This is a genomic window from Peribacillus sp. TH27, from assembly GCF_016650915.1.
Lineage (GTDB): Bacteria > Bacillota > Bacilli > Bacillales > DSM-1321 > Peribacillus > Peribacillus butanolivorans.
Genome location: NZ_JAEKEV010000002.1, coordinates 3,475,805 through 3,495,297 on the forward strand (window position 1 = coordinate 3,475,805; position 19,493 = coordinate 3,495,297).

At 40.5% G+C, this 19,493-nt stretch carries 11 protein-coding genes and 3 pseudogenes; 8 read left to right on the plus strand and 6 right to left on the minus strand.

From position 1 onward, the window contains the following. The first annotated feature begins 128 nt into the window (after positions 1-128). Positions 129-1,553: a S41 family peptidase gene (locus JFU24_RS18040; protein WP_201187371.1), complete on the plus strand. Its 1,425-nt coding sequence runs from the start codon at positions 129-131 to the stop codon at positions 1,551-1,553. A 217-nt stretch (positions 1,554-1,770) separates the two neighbouring features. After that, the gene (locus JFU24_RS18045; protein WP_201250261.1) at positions 1,771-2,964 is read left to right on the plus strand and encodes a PDZ domain-containing protein; all 1,194 of its coding nucleotides are present in this window, start codon (positions 1,771-1,773) and stop codon (positions 2,962-2,964) included. 283 nt (positions 2,965-3,247) lie between these two features. Here JFU24_RS18045 and JFU24_RS18050 read toward each other — a convergent pair whose 3' ends face one another. Further along, entirely contained in the window at positions 3,248-4,237 is a 990-nt protein-coding gene (locus JFU24_RS18050) for an ABC transporter substrate-binding protein (RefSeq protein ID WP_056524448.1), read from the minus strand. A 190-nt stretch (positions 4,238-4,427) separates the two neighbouring features. Here JFU24_RS18050 and JFU24_RS18055 point away from each other — a divergent pair, with 190 nt between their 5' ends. Next, positions 4,428-5,432 carry a FecCD family ABC transporter permease gene (locus tag JFU24_RS18055; protein ID WP_201250262.1) on the plus strand — a complete coding sequence of 335 codons (1,005 nt, stop codon included), beginning with the start codon at positions 4,428-4,430 and terminating at the stop codon, positions 5,430-5,432. After that, the gene (locus JFU24_RS18060) at positions 5,429-6,484 is read left to right on the plus strand and encodes a FecCD family ABC transporter permease (protein WP_201187367.1); all 1,056 of its coding nucleotides are present in this window, start codon (positions 5,429-5,431) and stop codon (positions 6,482-6,484) included. The genes JFU24_RS18055 and JFU24_RS18060 overlap by 4 nt, the downstream gene beginning before the upstream one ends. 80 nt (positions 6,485-6,564) lie before the next feature. Here JFU24_RS18060 and JFU24_RS18065 read toward each other — a convergent pair. From JFU24_RS18065 to JFU24_RS18080, 5 genes and pseudogenes are all read right to left on the minus strand, one after another. Continuing rightward, positions 6,565-6,777: pseudogene (locus tag JFU24_RS18065) on the minus strand (zinc ribbon domain-containing protein); the annotation flags it as partial. Continuing rightward, positions 6,778-6,966: pseudogene (locus JFU24_RS31045) on the minus strand (helix-turn-helix domain-containing protein); the annotation flags it as partial. Positions 6,967-7,235: 269 nt separating this feature from the next. Further along, positions 7,236-8,595, minus strand: a pseudogene (locus JFU24_RS18070) (IS1182 family transposase). Positions 8,596-8,912: 317 nt separating this feature from the next. Next, positions 8,913-9,446: a YceI family protein gene (locus tag JFU24_RS18075; RefSeq protein ID WP_053348586.1), complete on the minus strand. Its 534-nt coding sequence runs from the start codon at positions 9,444-9,446 to the stop codon at positions 8,913-8,915. A gap of 209 nt (positions 9,447-9,655) precedes the next feature. Then, positions 9,656-11,848: an MMPL family transporter gene (locus tag JFU24_RS18080; RefSeq protein ID WP_201250933.1), complete on the minus strand. Its 2,193-nt coding sequence runs from the start codon at positions 11,846-11,848 to the stop codon at positions 9,656-9,658. 533 nt (positions 11,849-12,381) lie between these two features. Here JFU24_RS18080 and JFU24_RS18085 point away from each other — a divergent pair. From JFU24_RS18085 to uvrA, 4 genes are all read left to right on the plus strand, one after another. After that, positions 12,382-13,959 (plus strand): catalase, encoded by a 1,578-nt coding sequence (locus JFU24_RS18085; protein WP_242486077.1) that lies wholly within the window; start codon positions 12,382-12,384, stop codon positions 13,957-13,959. A 191-nt stretch (positions 13,960-14,150) separates the two neighbouring features. Further along, positions 14,151-14,381 (plus strand): CsbA family protein, encoded by a 231-nt coding sequence (locus JFU24_RS18090; RefSeq protein WP_053348589.1) that lies wholly within the window; start codon positions 14,151-14,153, stop codon positions 14,379-14,381. A gap of 216 nt (positions 14,382-14,597) precedes the next feature. Then, complete coding sequence (gene uvrB / locus JFU24_RS18095; protein ID WP_201187355.1) at positions 14,598-16,583, plus strand: excinuclease ABC subunit UvrB; 1,986 nt, start codon at positions 14,598-14,600, stop codon at positions 16,581-16,583. A gap of 6 nt (positions 16,584-16,589) precedes the next feature. After that, complete coding sequence (uvrA, locus tag JFU24_RS18100; RefSeq protein ID WP_201187352.1) at positions 16,590-19,469, plus strand: excinuclease ABC subunit UvrA; 2,880 nt, start codon at positions 16,590-16,592, stop codon at positions 19,467-19,469. Positions 19,470-19,493 lie beyond the last annotated feature (24 nt).

Here is a 19,493-nt window from a genome sequence, read left to right on the forward strand (position 1 = left end):
CAATAGAAAAACAGACTAGGATAAAATTCTAGTCTGTTTTTTTGTTGTGTTCACTATTGTCTACAAGCATATTTCCTCCAAGCTGCTCATATATTGAAATACATATCAGGGCAGAAATGGGGATAAATATGGTCAAAAAATGGGTACTTCCTCTAGCAATCATTATGTCATTAGTTATTGGGGCAGGGGGGGGCATATATTGGACAAGCTCCCCAGGTAAGAATGAGACAAAACAGGAAAACCAAATGGTAATAAAAGATAAGGAATGGGCAAAAGTGGAACAAGCTTATGGTTTGATCGTAAATCAGTATGTGGACAAGGTTGACGGTTCTCACCTTGTCGAAGGTGCCATTCAAGGTATGCTGTCAGCTTTGAAAGATCCATATTCCGTATATATGGACAAGGAAACCGCTAAGCAATTTAATGAAACTTTAGATTCCTCGTTTGAAGGGATCGGTACGGAAATCGGGATGGAAGATGGTAAGGTCATTATTGTGTCTCCTTACAAAGACTCCCCTGCTGAAAAAGCGGGGTTAAAGCCGAAGGATCAAATCCTTAAGGTGAATGATGAAAGTGTCGAAGGTTTGGATTTGTATGAAACACGCTTAAAGATCCGTGGTGAAAAAGGGTCAGCCGTTAAAATGGAAATAAAGCGTGCGGGGGTTTCAAATCCAATTGAATTCAATATGGTTCGTGCTGAAATTCCACTTGACACTGTTTTTTCATCGATTAAAGAAGCGGCGGGAGAGCAAATTGGCTATATCGAATTAACCACTTTCTCGGAAAATACCGCATCTGATTTTAAAAAGCAGATGAAGGAGTTAGAAAAGAAAGGGATTAAAGGATTGGTCATAGATGTGCGCGGCAACCCAGGCGGCCTCCTATCGAGTGTGGAAACGATACTTGGAGAGTTTATAACAAAGGATAAACCATATTTACAAATTGCTGAGAGAACGGGTGAAACGCAATCCTTTTTTACAAATCTAAATAAAGAAAAGGATTATCCAATCGCCGTCTTGACGGATAAGGGCAGTGCCTCGGCCTCAGAAATCCTGGCTGGTGCGATGCAGGAGGCGGGGGGCTACCCATTGATAGGTGAGAAGACCTTCGGCAAGGGAACTGTACAGCAGGCTGTACCAATGGGAGATGGCAGCAAGATTAAACTTACGCTATACAAGTGGCTGACGCCATCTGGAAACTGGATTCATAAAAAGGGGATTAAGCCTACAATTGAAGTAAAACAGCCGGATTTCTTTGATGCCCATCAGCTGTCCGTTGAAAAGGTACTTCAGCGTGATATGACTGATGAACAAATTCAATATGCCCAAACTATTTTAAAAGGACTTGGTTTTGAAACGGGACGTGAAGATGGCTATTATGACTGGAGTACAGAGATAGCAGTTAAAGCATTCCAAAAGCAGTATGGTTTGAAAGTGACTGGTAAACTGGACACTAAAACCGCTGCACACCTAGAAACCGCAATTCTGGAAAAAATTCAGGATGAAGACAATGATATTCAGTTGCGCACGGCATTGAATTATGTGGTGAAGTAAAGGAGAAGGCATCGCTCATTTGTGGCGGTGCCTTTTTTGCATGGTTTCAATTTGCAGGGTGGATATTTTAAATACGATGAACGGAGAAAACTTAAGGAAACGCTTTTTTTTCTTCATCTTAATAGGCAGGGAGCTGGCATATTTGATAGAATAGGAGATAACTGACTAGGAGAAATTATACATACATTTGATTACTTGTAAGGATGGTGGGAAGAAATTGACAACAGATTGGTTGAGTGCATGCTTACTAGGATTAGGAAAACTTTTTCTTCATCCATTGCTTTATGTTTCAATTGCATATTGTTTATTCATAGGCTATCTTCGCGTTAAACGAGAACGCCATGACTTTAATACGAAGATTTACAGAAAATCCATGGAGCTGCGTGCTTTGTTTCCGCAAGGAGTGATCTGGGGATTAATTCTTTCGTTCCTCACCTTGGCTTCTGGAATCGTCATTCCGCTGGCGGCGCTAATCATTGTGGCAGCGGTTACGATGATAGCTGTGCTGACCATGAACCGGAGATTTGTTTCACCCGTTTATACAATGGGAGTCACCTTCTTTATCCTTTTCTTTTTATACGATAGAGATATCCAACTGCCGATATTTCAGGATGCGTTTAATCAGTTGAATCAATCTGTCTATCCAACACTCGTTATTTTGATTGGGTTTTTATTGATTGCTGAAGGCTTTCTGATTGTTAGCAATGGAAGTAAAAAGATATCCCCTCAGTTGGAGGTTTCCAAGCGGGGACAGCCAATAGGTGTGTATGTTTCTCAACGAATATGGCTAATTCCGATGTTCGTTATGATTCCAGGAGGTGAACTTCCAGCACCTTTCGAATGGTATCCGGTTTTTTCAATCGGAGAAGTGTATCTGTCACCGATTGTTGTGCCCTTTTTAATTGGGTTTAAGCAAAAAGTTCATGGAACGCTTCCGGAACAGGCCATTAGGGCCCATGGTAAAAAGGTGGGAGCTTTAGGGTTTGTGATTACTGCATTCGCGGTTATTAGTAACTGGTACCCGCTATTGGCCATTATAACAGCTGTTTTAGCTCTTCTAGGACGAGAGTTTCTGCATTATTCCCAAAAGGTTTCGGATGCAAAGCTACCTTTTTATTTTTCGAAAAGCAAGCTTGGTGTCCAGATCTTAGGCGTTATCCCTCAGTCCCCGGCGGATAAAATGGGGTTAGTAAAAGGCGAGATCATTTCGAAAATAAATGGTATAGTCGTCAGGGAAGAAGAGGAGTTATACAGGGCGCTGCAAATAAATCGGGCTCACTGTAAGCTTGAGGTAATCGGTAATAATGAACAAATACGTTTTGTGCAAAGAGCCTTATTTGACGGCGAGCATTACGAATTAGGCATACTGTTTGTTGACGATCAATTGAAAGAAAGTGGACAAGCAGGGTAATTGAGATTTTTCATAATCACTTGGAATAGTGTCGTAATTCCACGTTAATAATTTTTGCGGGACGTATTATTTTTGATGTTAATCTATATAGAGGAAAATAGTTGCCAAGACGACTTCAGCAGATCGGCTAATAATAATTTCAATATATATTGACTGGATCTTTGACCACAGTACTAACTTTTATTTCGATGAAAGAGACAAAACTTCAATTGAAATGATTTGAAAAATAGAAACGGCCTTTCTCGATTTTTAAATCAAGAAAGGCCGTTTCTTTGTATGAGTTTTACTTTTTAAGCATTATTTTTTCTAGATCATCTAGCATTTTGTTAGCTGCAATAACACCGCCAGCCGTATTCCATGTTGCGTCGCTGACCTCATAGGCATTTCCTTTTTTCACTGCATCTAGGTTTTTCCAAAGAGGATCATTTGTCCATTCTTTTGCTGTACTTAGGGCTTGTTTGTCACCTTCAGGTGCGTATGTGAAGTAGAAAAGAATATCTCCATCCATTTTAGGTATGACTTCTTTTCCTACCTCAATTGCAAGGTTACCAAGTTTATTATCTGCAGTAAATAGTTCTTTCTGCTGCTCTGCACGCTTAAATCCTAATTGATCGAAAATTACTCCAGAGAATGAATCTGTGTAATAAATACGAGTTGTTCCAGCCATGAAACGAACAATAGAAACTTCTTGATTTACCTTATCACCAAGTTTAGCTTTTAAATCTTCAGTGTGGGCATCAAATTGAGCAATTACGTCGTTACCTTTTTCTTCAAGATTTAAAGCTTTTGCATATAATTTAAAGTTTTCTTTCCAATCTCCTCTAAGTGTTTCTGAAAAAACAGTAGGAGCAATTGCACTTAATTTATCATATACAGCTTCCTGGCGGATCTTGCTTCCGATAATTAAGTCAGGTTTTAATGCGGCAATTTTCTCTAAATTCACCTCATGCTCAACACCAACAACTTCAACGCCATCCATATCTTCTTTAATATGATCGTACCAAGGGTCTCCAAGCCAAGATTGAACAGCCCCAACTGGTTTAACTCCTAAAGCTAGTAATGCTTCTGTACCTTCATTTGTAAGAACTACCACTCTTTTAGGTTGTTTTTCTAATTTGGTTGTTCCCATGGCATGTTCAATTGTATAGCTTTTCTCTTCTTTTTTGTCATCAGCCTTATTTCCTTCTGCTTGGTCATTTGAACTTCCGCAAGCTGCTAGAAGGAAGACTGCAAATAAAGTAATAATAGTAAAAAGTGATCTAATCTTAAACATCTTATGTATCCCTCCTAATATAGAGCAAATGATAATCATTCGCACTTAACAGCATCATCATAAAATGAATATACTTTTCTGTCAATATATAATTGAAAATGATTCTCAAATTCATTGACATATTCCCTTTACCGCCAGTACAATTAATTATCATAAGTATTTACAAAAGTGATTGGGAAGGTAATTGGATATGTTATTAAAAAATACATGGCAGAAATGGATGGGAATATTTACTACCATTGTTTTGCTGCTTTTTTTACTGTGCTCAAGCATCGTATACGGTTATACGAATACAACTTGGCAAATGGCCATTGACGCATTTACACATTTCAATGGATCAAATGAACATATTGTTATTCAATCTGTAAGGCTTCCCCGCGCTCTTATCGCATCTGCAGTTGGTGCAAGTCTAGCAATCTCAGGTGTATTAATGCAAACTCTAACTAAGAACCCACTCGCTTCTCCTGATATATTTGGGGTCAATGCTGGGGCTGGCTTGGCGGTTGTTACTGGAGTCACCATATTTGGAATAAGCAATCTTCAAGTATTCACTTGGCTGTCTTTTATTGGAGCCGCTATAGCAGCGGTAAGTATATATATGATTGGTAGCATGGGCCGAGGCGGTTTAACACCGATGAAGCTGACATTGGCTGGTGCAGCAATGACAGCCATGGTATCTTCGCTAACACAAGGTCTTCTTGTCTCAAATGAGGCACTTTTAGAGCAAGTTTTATTTTGGCTTGCAGGGTCAGTTTCCGGTAGGAGTTTGGATAATTTAACTGCAGTGTTTCCGTATCTTGCAGTTGGATGGGTCCTAGCCTTATTTACATCTGGAAAAATGAATGTGTTATCTATGGGTGAAGATGTTGCAAAAGGTCTTGGCTTAAATATAGTTTTTCTTAAGATTGTGCTGGGACTGGTAGTTATCCTACTAGCAGGAGGATCAGTAGCGGTTGCTGGTCCAATTGGCTTTATTGGGATTGTTGTTCCCCACCTTACCCGTTTTTTAGTAGGTATTGACCATCGCTGGTTAATTCCTTTTGCTGGACTTTTAGGGGCGGTGCTTTTGCTTGCAGCTGATATCATATCTAGGTATATTTTGATGCCACAGGAAGTTCCAGTCGGAGTTATGACAGCTATTATCGGAACCCCATTCTTTATTTATATTGCCAGAAAGGGGTTCAGCGGTCGATGAAGTCATATAAGAACTTTCGTTTATTCAATGAAAGAATATCATTCCTAATGGACAAAAAAGCTATAATTGTTGTTTTTGTATTATTTTTGGTTACTGCTTTAGTGTTTGTGATCAGTACAGGGATAGGTGAAATGAATATTCACCCTTTGAGTGTCTTACAGGTCTTCCTTGGAGGAGGAACTGAGGGTGATCGCCTTGTGATTCAGTCTTTCCGTCTGCCGAGAATTATTGTGGCACTTTTGGTAGGGATGGGTCTTGCAGTAGCAGGGGGGATTCTTCAGGGGATGATTCGAAATCCACTTGCCTCACCTGATATTTTAGGAATAACTGGAGGAGCAACTGTAGCTGTTGTTGGTTTCATGGCTATTTTTAGCGACAAAAATCATTCTTTAACAGTGAGTATTAATTGGATGCCGCTAGCTGCGTTTATTGGTGCCACAGTTGTTGCATTACTTGTTTATTTCTTAGCATGGAAAAATGGAGTTCCCCCAATAAGACTTGTATTGATTGGGATAGGAGTCATGGCTTTAATGAAAGCCCTCACTACTATGATGATGATTCTTGGTCCAATCTATCAAGCAAGCCAGGCAAACCTTTGGATTACAGGATCAGTGTCTAACTCTAGCTGGCAAAATATCGCCGTGCTTGCGCCATGGACCATCCTATTTCTTTTACTAGCCTTTCTTTATGCAAGAAATATTAATTTACAAGAGCTGGGTGATGACTTGGCAACCGGGCTTGGAGGGCAAGTTCAAAAACAGCGATTTACATTATTGATGATAAGCACAGCTTTGATAGGTGGTGCTACTGCTTTTGCAGGAGGTATTGGTTTCGTTGGATTAATGGCTCCTCATATGGCTAGAAGGCTGGTAGGTTCAAGTTTTGGAGTGTTATTGCCCACTTCAGCCTTACTCGGAGGTATCCTAGTTATGATCGCAGATTTGATTGGGCGAACCTTATTTTCACCATTAGAAATACCTGCTGGTGTCTTTACAGCAAGCATTGGGGCGCCATACTTTATTTATTTACTTTATAAAACTAGGAACTCTTGAACTGCCCACCACTTATCGACCTTACGGTCTGATTGAAGTGGGGGATTCCTAAGAACATTAGCCTATCGGCCAATTTTTAATTAGGCTACTCCCGTAGTTCCTACGGTTAGAAGCCTTATGGCTTCATTCATTAGATTGAGTCCTGCGTTAATATCTCGATCGTGGTGAGTAGAACAAAAAGGACAATCCCATTCACGAAGATTCAGATGTTTAACGTCTTTATTTTGATAACCGCAGCTAGAACACAATTGGCTAGAAGCAAACGTTTTAGATACGGTCACGATTTGTTTGCCTAGAAAGAAGTTATAGACAAAACGGGAGCAGCGGATCGTTTTATTGATTAGGACTAGTTGTTCTTTAGTTGGATAGATTCGAAATTTATAAGCTTTGTTTACGACCATTGGTTTCACCCCCTTATAGTTATTATTAATCACAGAACGTATGTTTGTCAAAAGATTACTTTGGCTTATGCCAACCGCCATTCATCTTTCCCTTACCGTTGGGCTCTCGCCCTTCACACGCTTGAAGAGGGAGTCTTCTGGCAGGAAATCATAAATGCTAAACATGATGGATCAGGATATTTATAATACTTGTTTTCGTATGCAAAAACAAAAGAAGCAGCTATCCTAACGGATAGCTGCTCAGTTTGTAGACAAAAGGGGTTCGGAATGTTTTAATTCCGGACCCCTTTTGAAATTCTCTTTGAATTTTGCTCATGATTAAGAGATTGGGCCTCTACGAGCCCACTTTATTAAGCCATTCTTGGACCTTGCCATGTCCAATTGGCTATCTTCTTTAAATTCATGGCAGCGAAAGTAAGCATCGCCTGCATCGACAATTTTTTAAGTCCCCTTAAAGTAGTCCAACGCATACCATGCTTTTCTTTTGCATCTGCGAATACACGCTCTATTGTTTCTTTACGTTTCGCATATATAGGTTTTACATCCTTGTGATGACGCAGATGATCTGCTTCTTCCATATAATTTTGCCAGATATGGCGTGTCACCACTTTTTGATGGTCTTTGCTTACTGTACACTGTGATAAAAATGAGCATGTCGCACAAGTGTGTTTGGGTGATTTGTACTCGCGATAGCCCTCTTTATTTGTTGTTGAGTACTTTAAAATCTCGCCCGATGGGCAGAGATAACAATCAAAATGTTCATCGTAAACATAGTCATGCTTGCGAAAGAACCCTTCTTTTGTTCGTGGACGTGTATAGGGTAAAGCTGGTGTGATTTCTTTCCCAAAAAGGTAGGCTTGTAATGGCTGGTGTTTTGTAAGCTGCATCTGCGGCAACAGCTTCAGGTTTTCCAACTTTCTCAATCACTTGTTCAACAAGAGGCTCTAAGATATGACTATCATGCGTATTTCCCGGTGTTACAATCGTCCCCAGCACAAAACCGTTGCGGTCCGCAGCCGCATGAAATGAATAGGCAAACTGTTTTGTTCGTTCATCTTTTACATAGTAGCCACTCTCAGGGTCAGTTGTACTTTCTTTAATTTCTTTGGTTTCTTCTTTATCAAATTTATCCGGTGGAAAAGGCTTCTTTCCATTGTTTTCACGATCTTGATTTATTTCTTCTTGAAGGCGTCCTTGATATGCTCGTGTTTCCTTACGAACGATTTTCTTTTCGAATTTTCGCTTATTCGCACTGGCTTTCACATGTGTTGAATCAACGAATACGTGCTCTGCACTTATTAACTTTCTTTCTGAAGCTGTCATTAAGATACGATAAAAAATCCGTTCAAACAGGTCTGTATCTTTAAAGCGACGCTCATAATTTTTCCCGAACGTTGAGAAGTGAGGTACTTTATCATGGAAACCGTAACCTAAAAACCAACGGTAAGCCATATTCGTTTCAACTTCTTCAATCGTTTTACGCATCGAACGAATACCGAAGGTATATTGAATGAATGTCAATTTAACTAAAATAACTGGATCAATACTTGGGCGGCCTATCTCTGAATACATCTCTTTCACCAAGTCATAAATGAAAGTGAAGTCAATGGCCCCCTCAATTTTACGAACCAAATGGTTCGCTGGCGCCAGTTGATCCAAAGTAATCATTTCAAGTTGATCTCGCTGAATAGAATTATGTTTCGAAAGCATCGTCATCACCTCAAGTTTTAATACTTCTATATTAAAACAAAAAGGACTGTAGGCAAAAGTGGTTATATCTAATTGTTAAAACAAAGTTGATTGGAACGGAAGGTGCGAGACTCCTGCGGGAAATGCGTGTCCAAGGGAGACCCCACAGGCGCAAAGGCGCCGAGGAGGCTCCCTGACCGCCCGCGGAAAGCGAGTGCCTGGAGTGGAAATCAACGTCGAATTTTTACAACCCCTCAAAAAAACTGTAGACAAACTCGATTTTCATCGAGTTTGTCTACAGTCTGAGCAGCTATCCTAACGGATAGCTGCTTTTAATATTAGGCTTCTTTAGCTGCTTCTATTTCGATGGTAAGTGTGATTTGGTCGCCTATAAGAACGCCGCCTGTTTCTAATGCTGCATTATAGGTTAAACCATAATCGCTGCGTTTAACTTTACCTTTTCCGCTAAACCCTGCTTTTTCATTTCCCCATGGATCTTTTCCTTGACCTTCAAATGTAATAGCGAATGTTTCCTCATTAGTAAATCCATTAAGGGTTACATCACCTGTCACATCGTACTCATCATCACCTGTTTTCACAATTTTCGTTGACTTAAACGTTAAAGTCGGATTTTTTTCTACATCAAAAAAGTCAGCTGAACGCAGGTGATTATCTCGGTCTGCGTTGCGTGTATCGATACTTGCTACATCTACAGTAAAATCTATTTCAGCTGTTGTTAAATCAGATGGATTTGCAGAAATGTTTGCCTCGAATTTATTAAAACTCCCTTTTACTTTTGCGATCATCATATGTTTTACAGAAAATTCAATTGCACTGTGAGTCGGATCAATTGCCCATTTGGTATTTGTCATTGTTTTTTCCTCCTAGTATATTAATCTTGAATTTATATATCTTTAATTTGAGATATTTGAACTTGATGTAATTATAAGAGGTTAGCTTACTAGTGTCAACTGGAATTTTTCCTTAATTTTGAAAAATATACAAAAAACCTGTGCCGATGTTACGAGGCGCAGGTTATTTAATACTTTATTTTCTTAAAAAATAAAACTAACTTTCTTTATTATTGGGCACTTTCTTTTTCTTCATGAATAGCGACTTTACTTGGCCAGAAGGCACGGCGCCCAAGCTGTGCGGTAATCGCTGGAACAAGGAATGGTCGAACGATGAACGTGTCCATTAACACACCGAGTGCGGTAATGAGTCCGAATTGAACCAGTACTTGAATTGGCAGTGTAGCAAGAACAGAAAAAGTGGCTGCTAAGATGATGCCAGCTGAGGTGATGACCCCACTTGTTTCGGCGACTCCTTCTCTGATTGCCTGTTTGATAGGCATTGTTTTTTTCTTGCGCCAAATACTCGAAACCATAAAGATATTGTAATCCTCCCCAAGGGCGACAAGGAATACGAATGAATATAGTGGAATTGTACCTTCAATTGCTTCCACTCCCATGAAATAGTGGAGGATTATCCAACCTAAGCCCATAGCGGCAAAGAAGGAGAGGATGACCGTTCCCATTAAATAAATCATAGCTGTCACAGAGCGCAAGTAGGCTAAAAGGAGCAAGGAAATCAAGACGATAATGATTGGGATAATCATAAATTCATCGGTCTTAACCGTATCTCTTTTATCAAATTGAGTGGCTGTTTGCCCTCCAATCCATACTTTTTCATCAACAGCTGAGATATTGGCGGCTTTCAGTTCTTTTTCAGCTAGGCTGCGAATGTCAGGAATTGAATTTATGGCTTCAATATCGTACGGATTGATATTGAATGTGACTTCATATGACTGCAAATCCTTATTGGATTTACTGTTAATAGGATCTGTGACACTTTCAACCAGATTCATCTTTTTTAGTTCATCTGCCAAGTCGATGTCCTTACCATCAGTATCGACAACCACTGTGGCTGGTGCAAGTTCTCCGGGTGTGTATGAGTCGGAAATGACCTTATATCCTTCACGGGAGTTCATATCTTCAGGGAATGAAGATAGAATATCGTAGGAATATTTTATTTGAGATGAATAGCACGCTAATACACTGAAGATAATCAGGCATGTAAGAATGACAGTCCATGGTTTGGTTGTTACGATATTCCCAATCCAATTGCCGATGCGACCTGCTTCTTTATGTTTCTTAACGGGTTTGCCTTTTTTCTTCGCACGTGATTCTTCCATTTCTGGTGTGCGTGGAACGATAGGGAAGAAAGAGGCCCGACCGAATACGGAAAGTAGTGCAGGTACGAGTGTTAAGGCTGCTAACATCATGATTAAAATGGATAAGCTGAATGGTACTGCGAAACGATGATAGGCTCCATATTTGGCTACAAGTAAAGTTAGTAGAGAGATTACAATCGTAAGTCCACTCATCGCAATGGCACCTGATGAATCCTTAAAGGCTGCAATCATGGCTTCTCGTTTACTTTCATGATGTCTTAATTCACTTCTGTAGTGGGAGATTAAAAATAGACAATAATCCGTTCCTGCACCGAATAATAATACGGTCATAATGGAAATAGCCTGAGAATCAACTGTAATCCAGTCGTGATCTGCCATAAGTCCAAGGATTGGACTGGTGACAAGATAGGCGAAGCCGACTCCGATAAGTGGAATAATGGCTAAAAGTGGGGAGCGGTAAATTAGTAATAACACGACAAGTACAAGTATTACTGTCGCAAAAAGTAATTGGAAATCTGCACCTGAAAATAATCCAGTTGCATCGACAGAAATTCCAACCGGGCCTGTTACACGAAGTGATAAATTTTCTGTATTTGTTTGAACTTTCAACGGGTCAAGGCCAACGTGCTCTGTTACTATTCTATTAATAATTTTAAGGTTTTTTTCTAATACAGCGGTCTCAGTTTTCTCCTTAAAGAAGAGCGGCTGTACGAAAGTCGTACCATCTTCTGAAACAGATCCCTGCAGCGCAGGCAATGGGATTTCATGAAGAGGAGGTAAAAATGATTGTTGTGTTAATGGATTCTCTGTCAATTCCTTGGAAAGGTATTGAACCTCGGCCAAGTCGGCTTCTGTCAGTCCACCTTCCCGATGCCATGTAAGTAAGGCGGGTATCCCTGAGGAATTCGGGAACTCTTCTTTAATGAGCTTATCAGCCACGACAGAAGCTGAGTCTGCAGGCAGGTCAGCGGTATTATTGGATGTGCGATCCTTAACATCCGGTAACGTTATTGTTAATATTGTAGCTGCAATTATCCAGACAGCGATGACGACCCAGCGGCTGACCTTTCCTGTCATCATTCTGCTTAGTCTTCCTAATAATGTTTCATCCAATGAAGGCACCTCGCTTTTGAATTTTTTTATTCTATCCTTAATTATAATGGAGCTTTGATGACATATACAAAAATGGGTATGCTCGTCTTCTCATAAAAAAGGCCTTGAATAGCTTTCCATTCAAAGCTTTTTCATGATTATAGAAATTCAAATCAAATTTAAGTGTTTTTTTAACCCAATCTCCCCCAGTAGTTACTATCAATTTTTCCTCTAGGTTTGATTGGGGATTGGTGAAAAATCCTAATTCTACTAATTAGCTGCTTGATTAAATAACCTCGAAATTTCACGTTTTGTACCGTGGTCTTTCAAGTTTGTTTGTTTTCTGAATTCAGATTGTATAGTTTTAGCTAACTTTTTTTCATTAACATTGGTTACCAGGTTTAAACCGCAGAACTTGGTCTTACAATATCTTGAATAATGTTGAAGATAGACGAGTAAGATTTGGGAATTAGGGTAAGGTAAAATGTATTATGGTTTTAATTAGCAAAGGAGGAAATGTTTTGTCTGAAAAATCTAAAAGAACAAATGATAACTCAGAAAAAACGTTAACAAACCGGCAAGGGCACCCCATCACGAATAATCAGAGTATCCGAACGGTCGGTAACAGAGGCCCAAGTACACTAGAGAACTACGACTTTCTGGAAAAGATTAGTCACTTTGATAGAGAACGGATTCCAGAGCGGGTCGTGCATGCCCGCGGTGCAGGCGCCCATGGCTATTTTGTTCCGACTGGTAAAGCAGGGGACGAGCCGATTTCAAAATATACGAGAGCTAAGGTATTTCAGGAGGAGGGTAAAAAAACACCGGTATTCGTCAGGTTTTCATCTGTAATTCATGGAGGGACTTCACCAGAAACGTTACGTGACCCTCGTGGATTTGCTGTTAAATTTTATACAGAAGATGGAAACTGGGATCTTGTCGGAAATAACCTGAAAATTTTCTTTATCCGTGATGCCATGAAATTTCCGGATTTGATTCACGCTTTTAAACCTGACCCGGTCACGAATATACAGGACGGGAGAAGAATTTTTGATTTTTGCTCAAGCTCTCCTGAAACATTTCATATGGTTACGTTTTTGTTCTCCCCTTGGGGCATTCCAGCTAACTACCGCATGATGCAGGGATCTGGTGTTAATACCTATAAATGGGTGAATGAAGAGGGGAAAGCAGTCCTTGTTAAGTATCACTGGGAACCTAAACAAGGGATAAAGAACTTGACACAGAAAGAGGCTAATGAAATTCAGTCTACGAATTTCAATCATGCCACACAGGACTTATATGAAGCAATCGAACGTGAGGAATATCCGGAATGGGATCTCAACGTACAGATTATGAGTGATGATGATCACCCTGAATTGGATTTCGACCCGCTAGATGATACAAAGATTTGGCCAAAAGATGAATTCCCGTGGCTGCATGTTGGTACGATGGTATTGAATAAAAACCCGGAGGACTATTTCACTGAAGTGGAGCAGGCTGCATTCGGTACGGGCGTCCTAGTAGATGGACTAGACTTCTCGGATGACAAGATGTTACAAGGGCGTACGTTCTCTTATTCTGATACACAACGTCACCGTGTAGGAGCAAATTATCTTCAATTACCGATTAATTCACCGAAAAAACCAACAGCAACCAATCAAACTGGTGGACAAATGCAATATGAAGTTGGCAGAGGAGATCAAAGTCCTCATATCAACTACGAACCATCAACTGTAGGTGGTTTAAAGGAAGCCAAGCAAACTGGCAAAGAGTATACACCTTTTATAGAAGGAAAACTTGTTCGAGAAACAATAGATCGGCAAAGTAATACGAAACAGGCTGGTGAAACATTCCGTGAATTTGAAGATTGGGAAAGAGATGAATTAATCTCCAATCTTGTGTCAGCATTAGCTCCTGCAGATCCACGCATTCAGGAAAAAATGGTTGCTCTTGCTGAGGAGGCTGATGAAGAATACGGTCGCAGACTGAAAGAAGGTTTAGCTTCAGCTTCTGAACATACAGAGTCTTCAAAACCTATGGGAGGGACAGATAACCCAGAGGAAGGAGCTAGAAAAGGACATGACGCAGATCCGTATTAACAGATGGAAAAGAGGCAAACTTCCTTCTTAGAAGGGGTTTGTCTCTTTGCTTAATAAGAATAAATTTGTAATCGTGGTAGAGCCAACCTTCCGAACAATTATTAAATATAGTAGGAAATAGATTGGCAAAAAACTTCATAATCATTTAAACTGAAACTATTCTATTTTTCTCTTATAAAGGAGATGAAAAAATGATTAAATTTCTTTCTGCCCTTTTCTTTCCTTGTCTACTTGTTATGCTATTTTCAAGGGTCACCTATAATAATATCGTGGGTCTTGTTTTAACAGTTGCGTTGATTACAGCTTCTGCATATAAAGGTTATACGCATACAAATTTATTAATCATCGTTGACGCACTGTCACTGACAGTGGGATTTTGGTTGTCAAAAAGAATGATGAAACGAACATCAAAGAGCGCCTGACATAAAGGTGCTTTTTTTGTACTTCTTCCTGTTATTACTCTCGACATCTAAAGATTATAAAAAACCAAAAATAGAATAGATGTTCGCTTTTGCTGGTTTGTTTTGAGGCTATTGTGGTAGAATGTGTATATATACTTTCTAAAACCGGAATAAATAGAAGGGATATAGTATATCCCGTTTTTTATATAAAAATATTTCAGTAGGAGGCTATGCTTGGTGAAGGATAAGTTTGAGTTAGTCTCAAAATACTCTCCTCAAGGAGATCAACCTGCAGCAATAGAAAAGCTTGTCGATGGTGTAAAAGAAGGAAAGAAAATGCAAACATTGTTGGGGGCAACGGGTACAGGGAAAACATTTACCGTTTCTAATGTCATTCAACAAATAAATAAACCGACGCTTGTCATTGCCCACAATAAAACGCTGGCAGGGCAGCTTTATAGTGAGTTCAAAGAGTTTTTTCCTAATAATGCTGTTGAATACTTTGTTAGCTATTACGATTACTACCAACCAGAAGCCTATGTGCCTTCCACTGATACATTCATTGAAAAAGATGCAAGTATCAATGATGAGATTGATAAACTACGTCACTCGGCGACATCCTCTTTGTTCGAACGAAAAGATGTGATCATCATTGCCAGTGTTTCTTGTATTTATGGATTGGGTTCTCCAGAAGAGTATCGGGAGATGGTGGTATCTCTCCGCACAGGCATGGAAATAGATAGAAATACATTGTTGCACAGACTTGTGGACATTCAATATGAGCGGAATGATATTGCATTTCAACGGGGGACTTTCCGGGTTCGTGGTGACGTGGTCGAAATTTTCCCGGCCTCCCGTGATGAACATTGTGTACGGGTCGAGTTTTTCGGGGATGAGATTGATCGTATTCGTGAAGTCGATGCCCTAACCGGTGAGATTACTGGTGAACGGGAACATATCGCAATTTTTCCAGCTTCCCATTTCGTAACTCGTGAAGAGAAAATGAAGATCGCCGTTCAAAATATCGAAAAAGAGCTGGAAGTACGATTGAAGGAATTGAGGGAGGATGAAAAACTGCTTGAAGCTCAGCGCTTGGAGCAGCGGACCCGTTATGATTTAGAAATGATGCGGGAAATGGGTTTTTGTTCGGGTATCGAGAACTATTCACGCCATTTAACCCTCCGTCCCTCAGGTGCAACACCATACACCTTGATGGATTACTTTCCAGAAGACTTTCTATTAGTTGTGGATGAATCACACGTAACCCTTTCACAAATCAGGGGCATGTTCAATGGAGATCAGGCTCGTAAGCAAGTGCTCGTTGATCATGGCTTCCGCCTGCCTTCTGCAAAAGATAACCGTCCACTCCGATTTGAGGAATTTGAAGAAAAGGTTCATCAATCTATATTCGTCTCGGCAACTCCGGGACCATTTGAACTCGAACACACACCGGAAATGGTTCAGCAGATAATCCGTCCTACTGGCTTGCTAGATCCTACGATTGAAGTACGACCAATTGAAGGCCAGATAGATGACCTAATAGGTGAAATACAGGAGCGGGTTAAAAAGAATGAACGGGTACTAATTACGACCTTAACGAAAAAGATGTCTGAAGATTTAACTGATTATTTAAAGGAAATTGGAATCAAAGTTCAATACCTGCATTCAGAGGTAAAAACATTAGATAGGATAGAAATCATCCGAGAATTACGAATGGGCAAATACGATGTGCTGGTTGGAATCAATCTTTTACGTGAAGGTTTGGATATTCCGGAAGTGTCGTTGGTTACGATTCTCGATGCTGATAAAGAAGGCTTCCTTCGCTCAGAGCGTTCACTCATCCAAACGATGGGCCGCGCTGCTCGTAATGCAAGCGGCCACGTTATTATGTATGCCGACCGTATTACGAATTCAATGGAACTTGCGATTAATGAAACGAAGCGGCGCCGTGAAATTCAGGAAAGATACAATAAAGAGCATCAAATTACACCGCAAACCATTCAAAAGGACATTCGTGACTCCATCCGGGCTACTCATGTAGCCGAAGAAGGTGAAGAATATAAAGAAGACCTTGCTCCAAGCCTCGCGAAGTTGCCTAAAAAAGAGCGCGAAAAAGTGATGGTAAGCATGGAAAAAGAAATGAAGGAAGCAGCAAAAGCACTAGACTTCGAACGTGCTGCCGAGCTGCGTGACTTATTACTAGAGTTAAAAGCGGAAGGGTGACGAAACATGGCAATGGAGAAAATTGTGATAAAAGGCGCCAGAGCCAACAATTTAAAGAATATTGATGTCACGATACCTAGAGATAAACTCGTCGTGATAACAGGATTATCTGGATCTGGAAAGTCTTCCTTGGCTTTTGATACGATTTATGCAGAAGGTCAAAGACGTTATGTAGAATCACTGTCCGCTTATGCCCGTCAATTTTTAGGCCAAGTGGATAAACCGGATGTCGATGCGATTGAAGGATTGTCACCGGCGATTTCTATTGATCAGAAAACGACGAGCCGGAATCCTCGTTCAACTGTGGGGACTGTCACGGAGATTTATGATTATTTAAGATTGCTATATGCTCGAGTCGGCCGGCCAACCTGTCCGATCCATCATATAGAAATTACCTCTCAAACGATTGAGCAAATGGTAGATCGCATCCTTGATTACCCTGAGCGAACTAAGCTTCAAGTATTGGCACCGATTGTTTCAGGTAGAAAAGGAACGCATGTAAAAGTTTTAGAAGAAGTAAAAAAGCAAGGGTATGTCCGCGTTCGTGTGGATGGGGAGATGCACGATCTTAGTGAAGAAATCACTCTCGAAAAGAATAAAAAGCATTCTATAGAAGTCATTATAGACCGAATTGTTATTAAAGAGGGAGTCATGGCACGGCTTGCGGATTCATTAGAAAGTGCTTTGAAGCTTGGTGAAGGCAAAGTCATCATTGACGTAATGGGTGAAGAAGAACTACTGTTCAGCGAACACCATGCCTGCCCATACTGCGGCTTTTCCATCGAAGAACTAGAGCCGAGAATGTTTTCCTTCAATAGCCCGTTCGGGGCCTGCCCTGATTGTGATGGCTTGGGAGCGAGACTTGAGGTGGACCGTGATTTGGTCATCCCGAATAAGGAATTAAGTCTGCGTCAACATGCGATTGCCCCATGGGAACCGACGAGTTCTCAATATTATCCTCAGCTTCTTGAAGCGGTAGCCACCCATTATGACATAGATATGGATGTGCCAGTTAAAGATATACCGGATGATAAATTGGAGAAAATTTTATACGGTTCAGGTAAAGATAAAATTTATTTCCGCTATAAAAATGATTTTGGAAGAGTGCAAGAGGGACATATTCTATTTGAAGGCGTCATAAGAAACATCGAGCGGCGTTTTAAGGAGACGAACTCAGATTATATTCGTGAACAAATGCAGAAATATATGTCGGAGCACCACTGTCCAACATGTAAGGGACATCGGCTGAAAAAAGAGAGTCTTTCTGTGCTTATTCAAGGGGTTCATATAAGTGAGACTACCGCTTTATCGGTAGAAGAAGCTTTAGTATTTTTTGACGAGCTTGATTTGACCGAAAAGGAAGCTGCAATTGCGAGATTGATTTTACGTGAAATCCGGGAGCGGCTCGGTTTCCTAGCCAATGTCGGTTTGGAATATTTAACGTTAAGCCGAGCAGCCGGAACATTATCAGGCGGTGAAGCCCAGCGTATTCGATTGGCAACACAGATTGGTTCCCGTTTGACTGGTGTTCTTTACATTTTAGATGAACCGTCTATAGGATTGCATCAGCGAGATAATGATCGATTAATTGAAACATTAAAGAATATGCGCGAAATTGGAAACACGCTGATTGTTGTTGAGCATGATGAAGATACGATGCTTGCGGCGGATTATTTGATTGATGTCGGACCAGGTGCAGGCGCTCATGGTGGAGAAATCGTGGCTGCTGGAACCCCGGAAGAGGTCATGAATAACCCTAAATCTTTAACCGGCCAATATTTATCAGGGAGGAAATTTATCCCGCTGCCATTGGAACGCCGGAAAAATGACGGCCGTGTTATTGAAATTAAAGGGGCCAAACAAAATAACCTAAAAAACGTTAATGTTAAATTCCCGCTTGGAGTTTTTACAGCTGTCACAGGAGTCTCAGGTTCGGGGAAAAGTACATTAGTGAATGAGATTCTTCATAAGTCATTAGCTCAAAAGCTAAACCGCGCCAAAGCTAGACCAGGGGAGTTTCGTGAAATTAAAGGAATCGAGCATTTAGATAAGGTCATTGATATTGACCAATCACCTATTGGTAGAACGCCACGCTCTAACCCAGCAACCTATACAGGTGTATTTGATGATATTCGTGACGTTTTTGCTTCAACGAATGAAGCGAAAATCCGTGGCTATAAAAAAGGACGATTCAGTTTCAATGTGAAGGGCGGTCGTTGTGAAGCCTGCCGTGGTGACGGAATTATCAAGATTGAAATGCATTTTCTTCCTGATGTCTACGTTCCGTGTGAAATCTGTCATGGTAAACGTTATAACCGGGAAACGCTTGAAGTGAAATATAAAGGTAAAAACATTTCCGACATTCTCGATATGACTGTTGAGGAAGGGGTTAGTTTCTTTGAAAACATCCCGAAAATCAAGCGGAAGCTACAAACGATTTATGATGTTGGTCTGAGCTATATCAAGCTTGGACAGCCGGCAACCACTTTATCGGGCGGTGAAGCGCAAAGGGTGAAACTCGCTTCTGAATTGCATCGCCGTTCAACTGGCCGCTCTTTTTATATCTTGGATGAACCAACTACCGGACTTCATGTCCATGATATAGCGAGGTTGCTCGAAGTCTTGCAACGGCTGGTAGACAATGGGGATACTGTTTTAGTAATAGAACATAATCTTGATGTCATCAAAGCTGCGGACCATATTATTGACCTAGGTCCAGAAGGCGGGGATAAGGGCGGAACGATTGTCACTTACGGTACGCCTGAAGAAATATGTGAAGTTTCCGAATCATACACAGGGAAATACTTAAAGCCTGTTCTGACCCGTGACCAAATTAGAATGGAAAAATTGATTGAAGAAAAAGAACAAGAGCATGAACATGCATAAAAAAACAAGCCAGTTGGCTTGTTT

Excerpts from the sequence above, each read along its gene's own strand:
- JFU24_RS18040 (WP_201187371.1), top strand. The coding sequence starts at position 129 with ATGGTCAAAAAATGGGTACTTCCTCTAGCAATCATTATGTCATTAGTT.
- JFU24_RS18050 (WP_056524448.1), bottom strand. The coding sequence starts at position 4,237 with ATGTTTAAGATTAGATCACTTTTTACTATTATTACTTTATTTGCAGTC.
- JFU24_RS18055 (WP_201250262.1), top strand. The coding sequence starts at position 4,428 with ATGTTATTAAAAAATACATGGCAGAAATGGATGGGAATATTTACTACC.
- JFU24_RS18060 (WP_201187367.1), top strand. The coding sequence starts at position 5,429 with ATGAAGTCATATAAGAACTTTCGTTTATTCAATGAAAGAATATCATTC.
- JFU24_RS18075 (WP_053348586.1), bottom strand. The coding sequence starts at position 9,446 with ATGACAAATACCAAATGGGCAATTGATCCGACTCACAGTGCAATTGAA.
- JFU24_RS18080 (WP_201250933.1), bottom strand. The coding sequence starts at position 11,848 with ATGATGACAGGAAAGGTCAGCCGCTGGGTCGTCATCGCTGTCTGGATA.
- JFU24_RS18090 (WP_053348589.1), top strand. The coding sequence starts at position 14,151 with ATGATTAAATTTCTTTCTGCCCTTTTCTTTCCTTGTCTACTTGTTATG.
- uvrA (WP_201187352.1), top strand. The coding sequence starts at position 16,590 with ATGGCAATGGAGAAAATTGTGATAAAAGGCGCCAGAGCCAACAATTTA.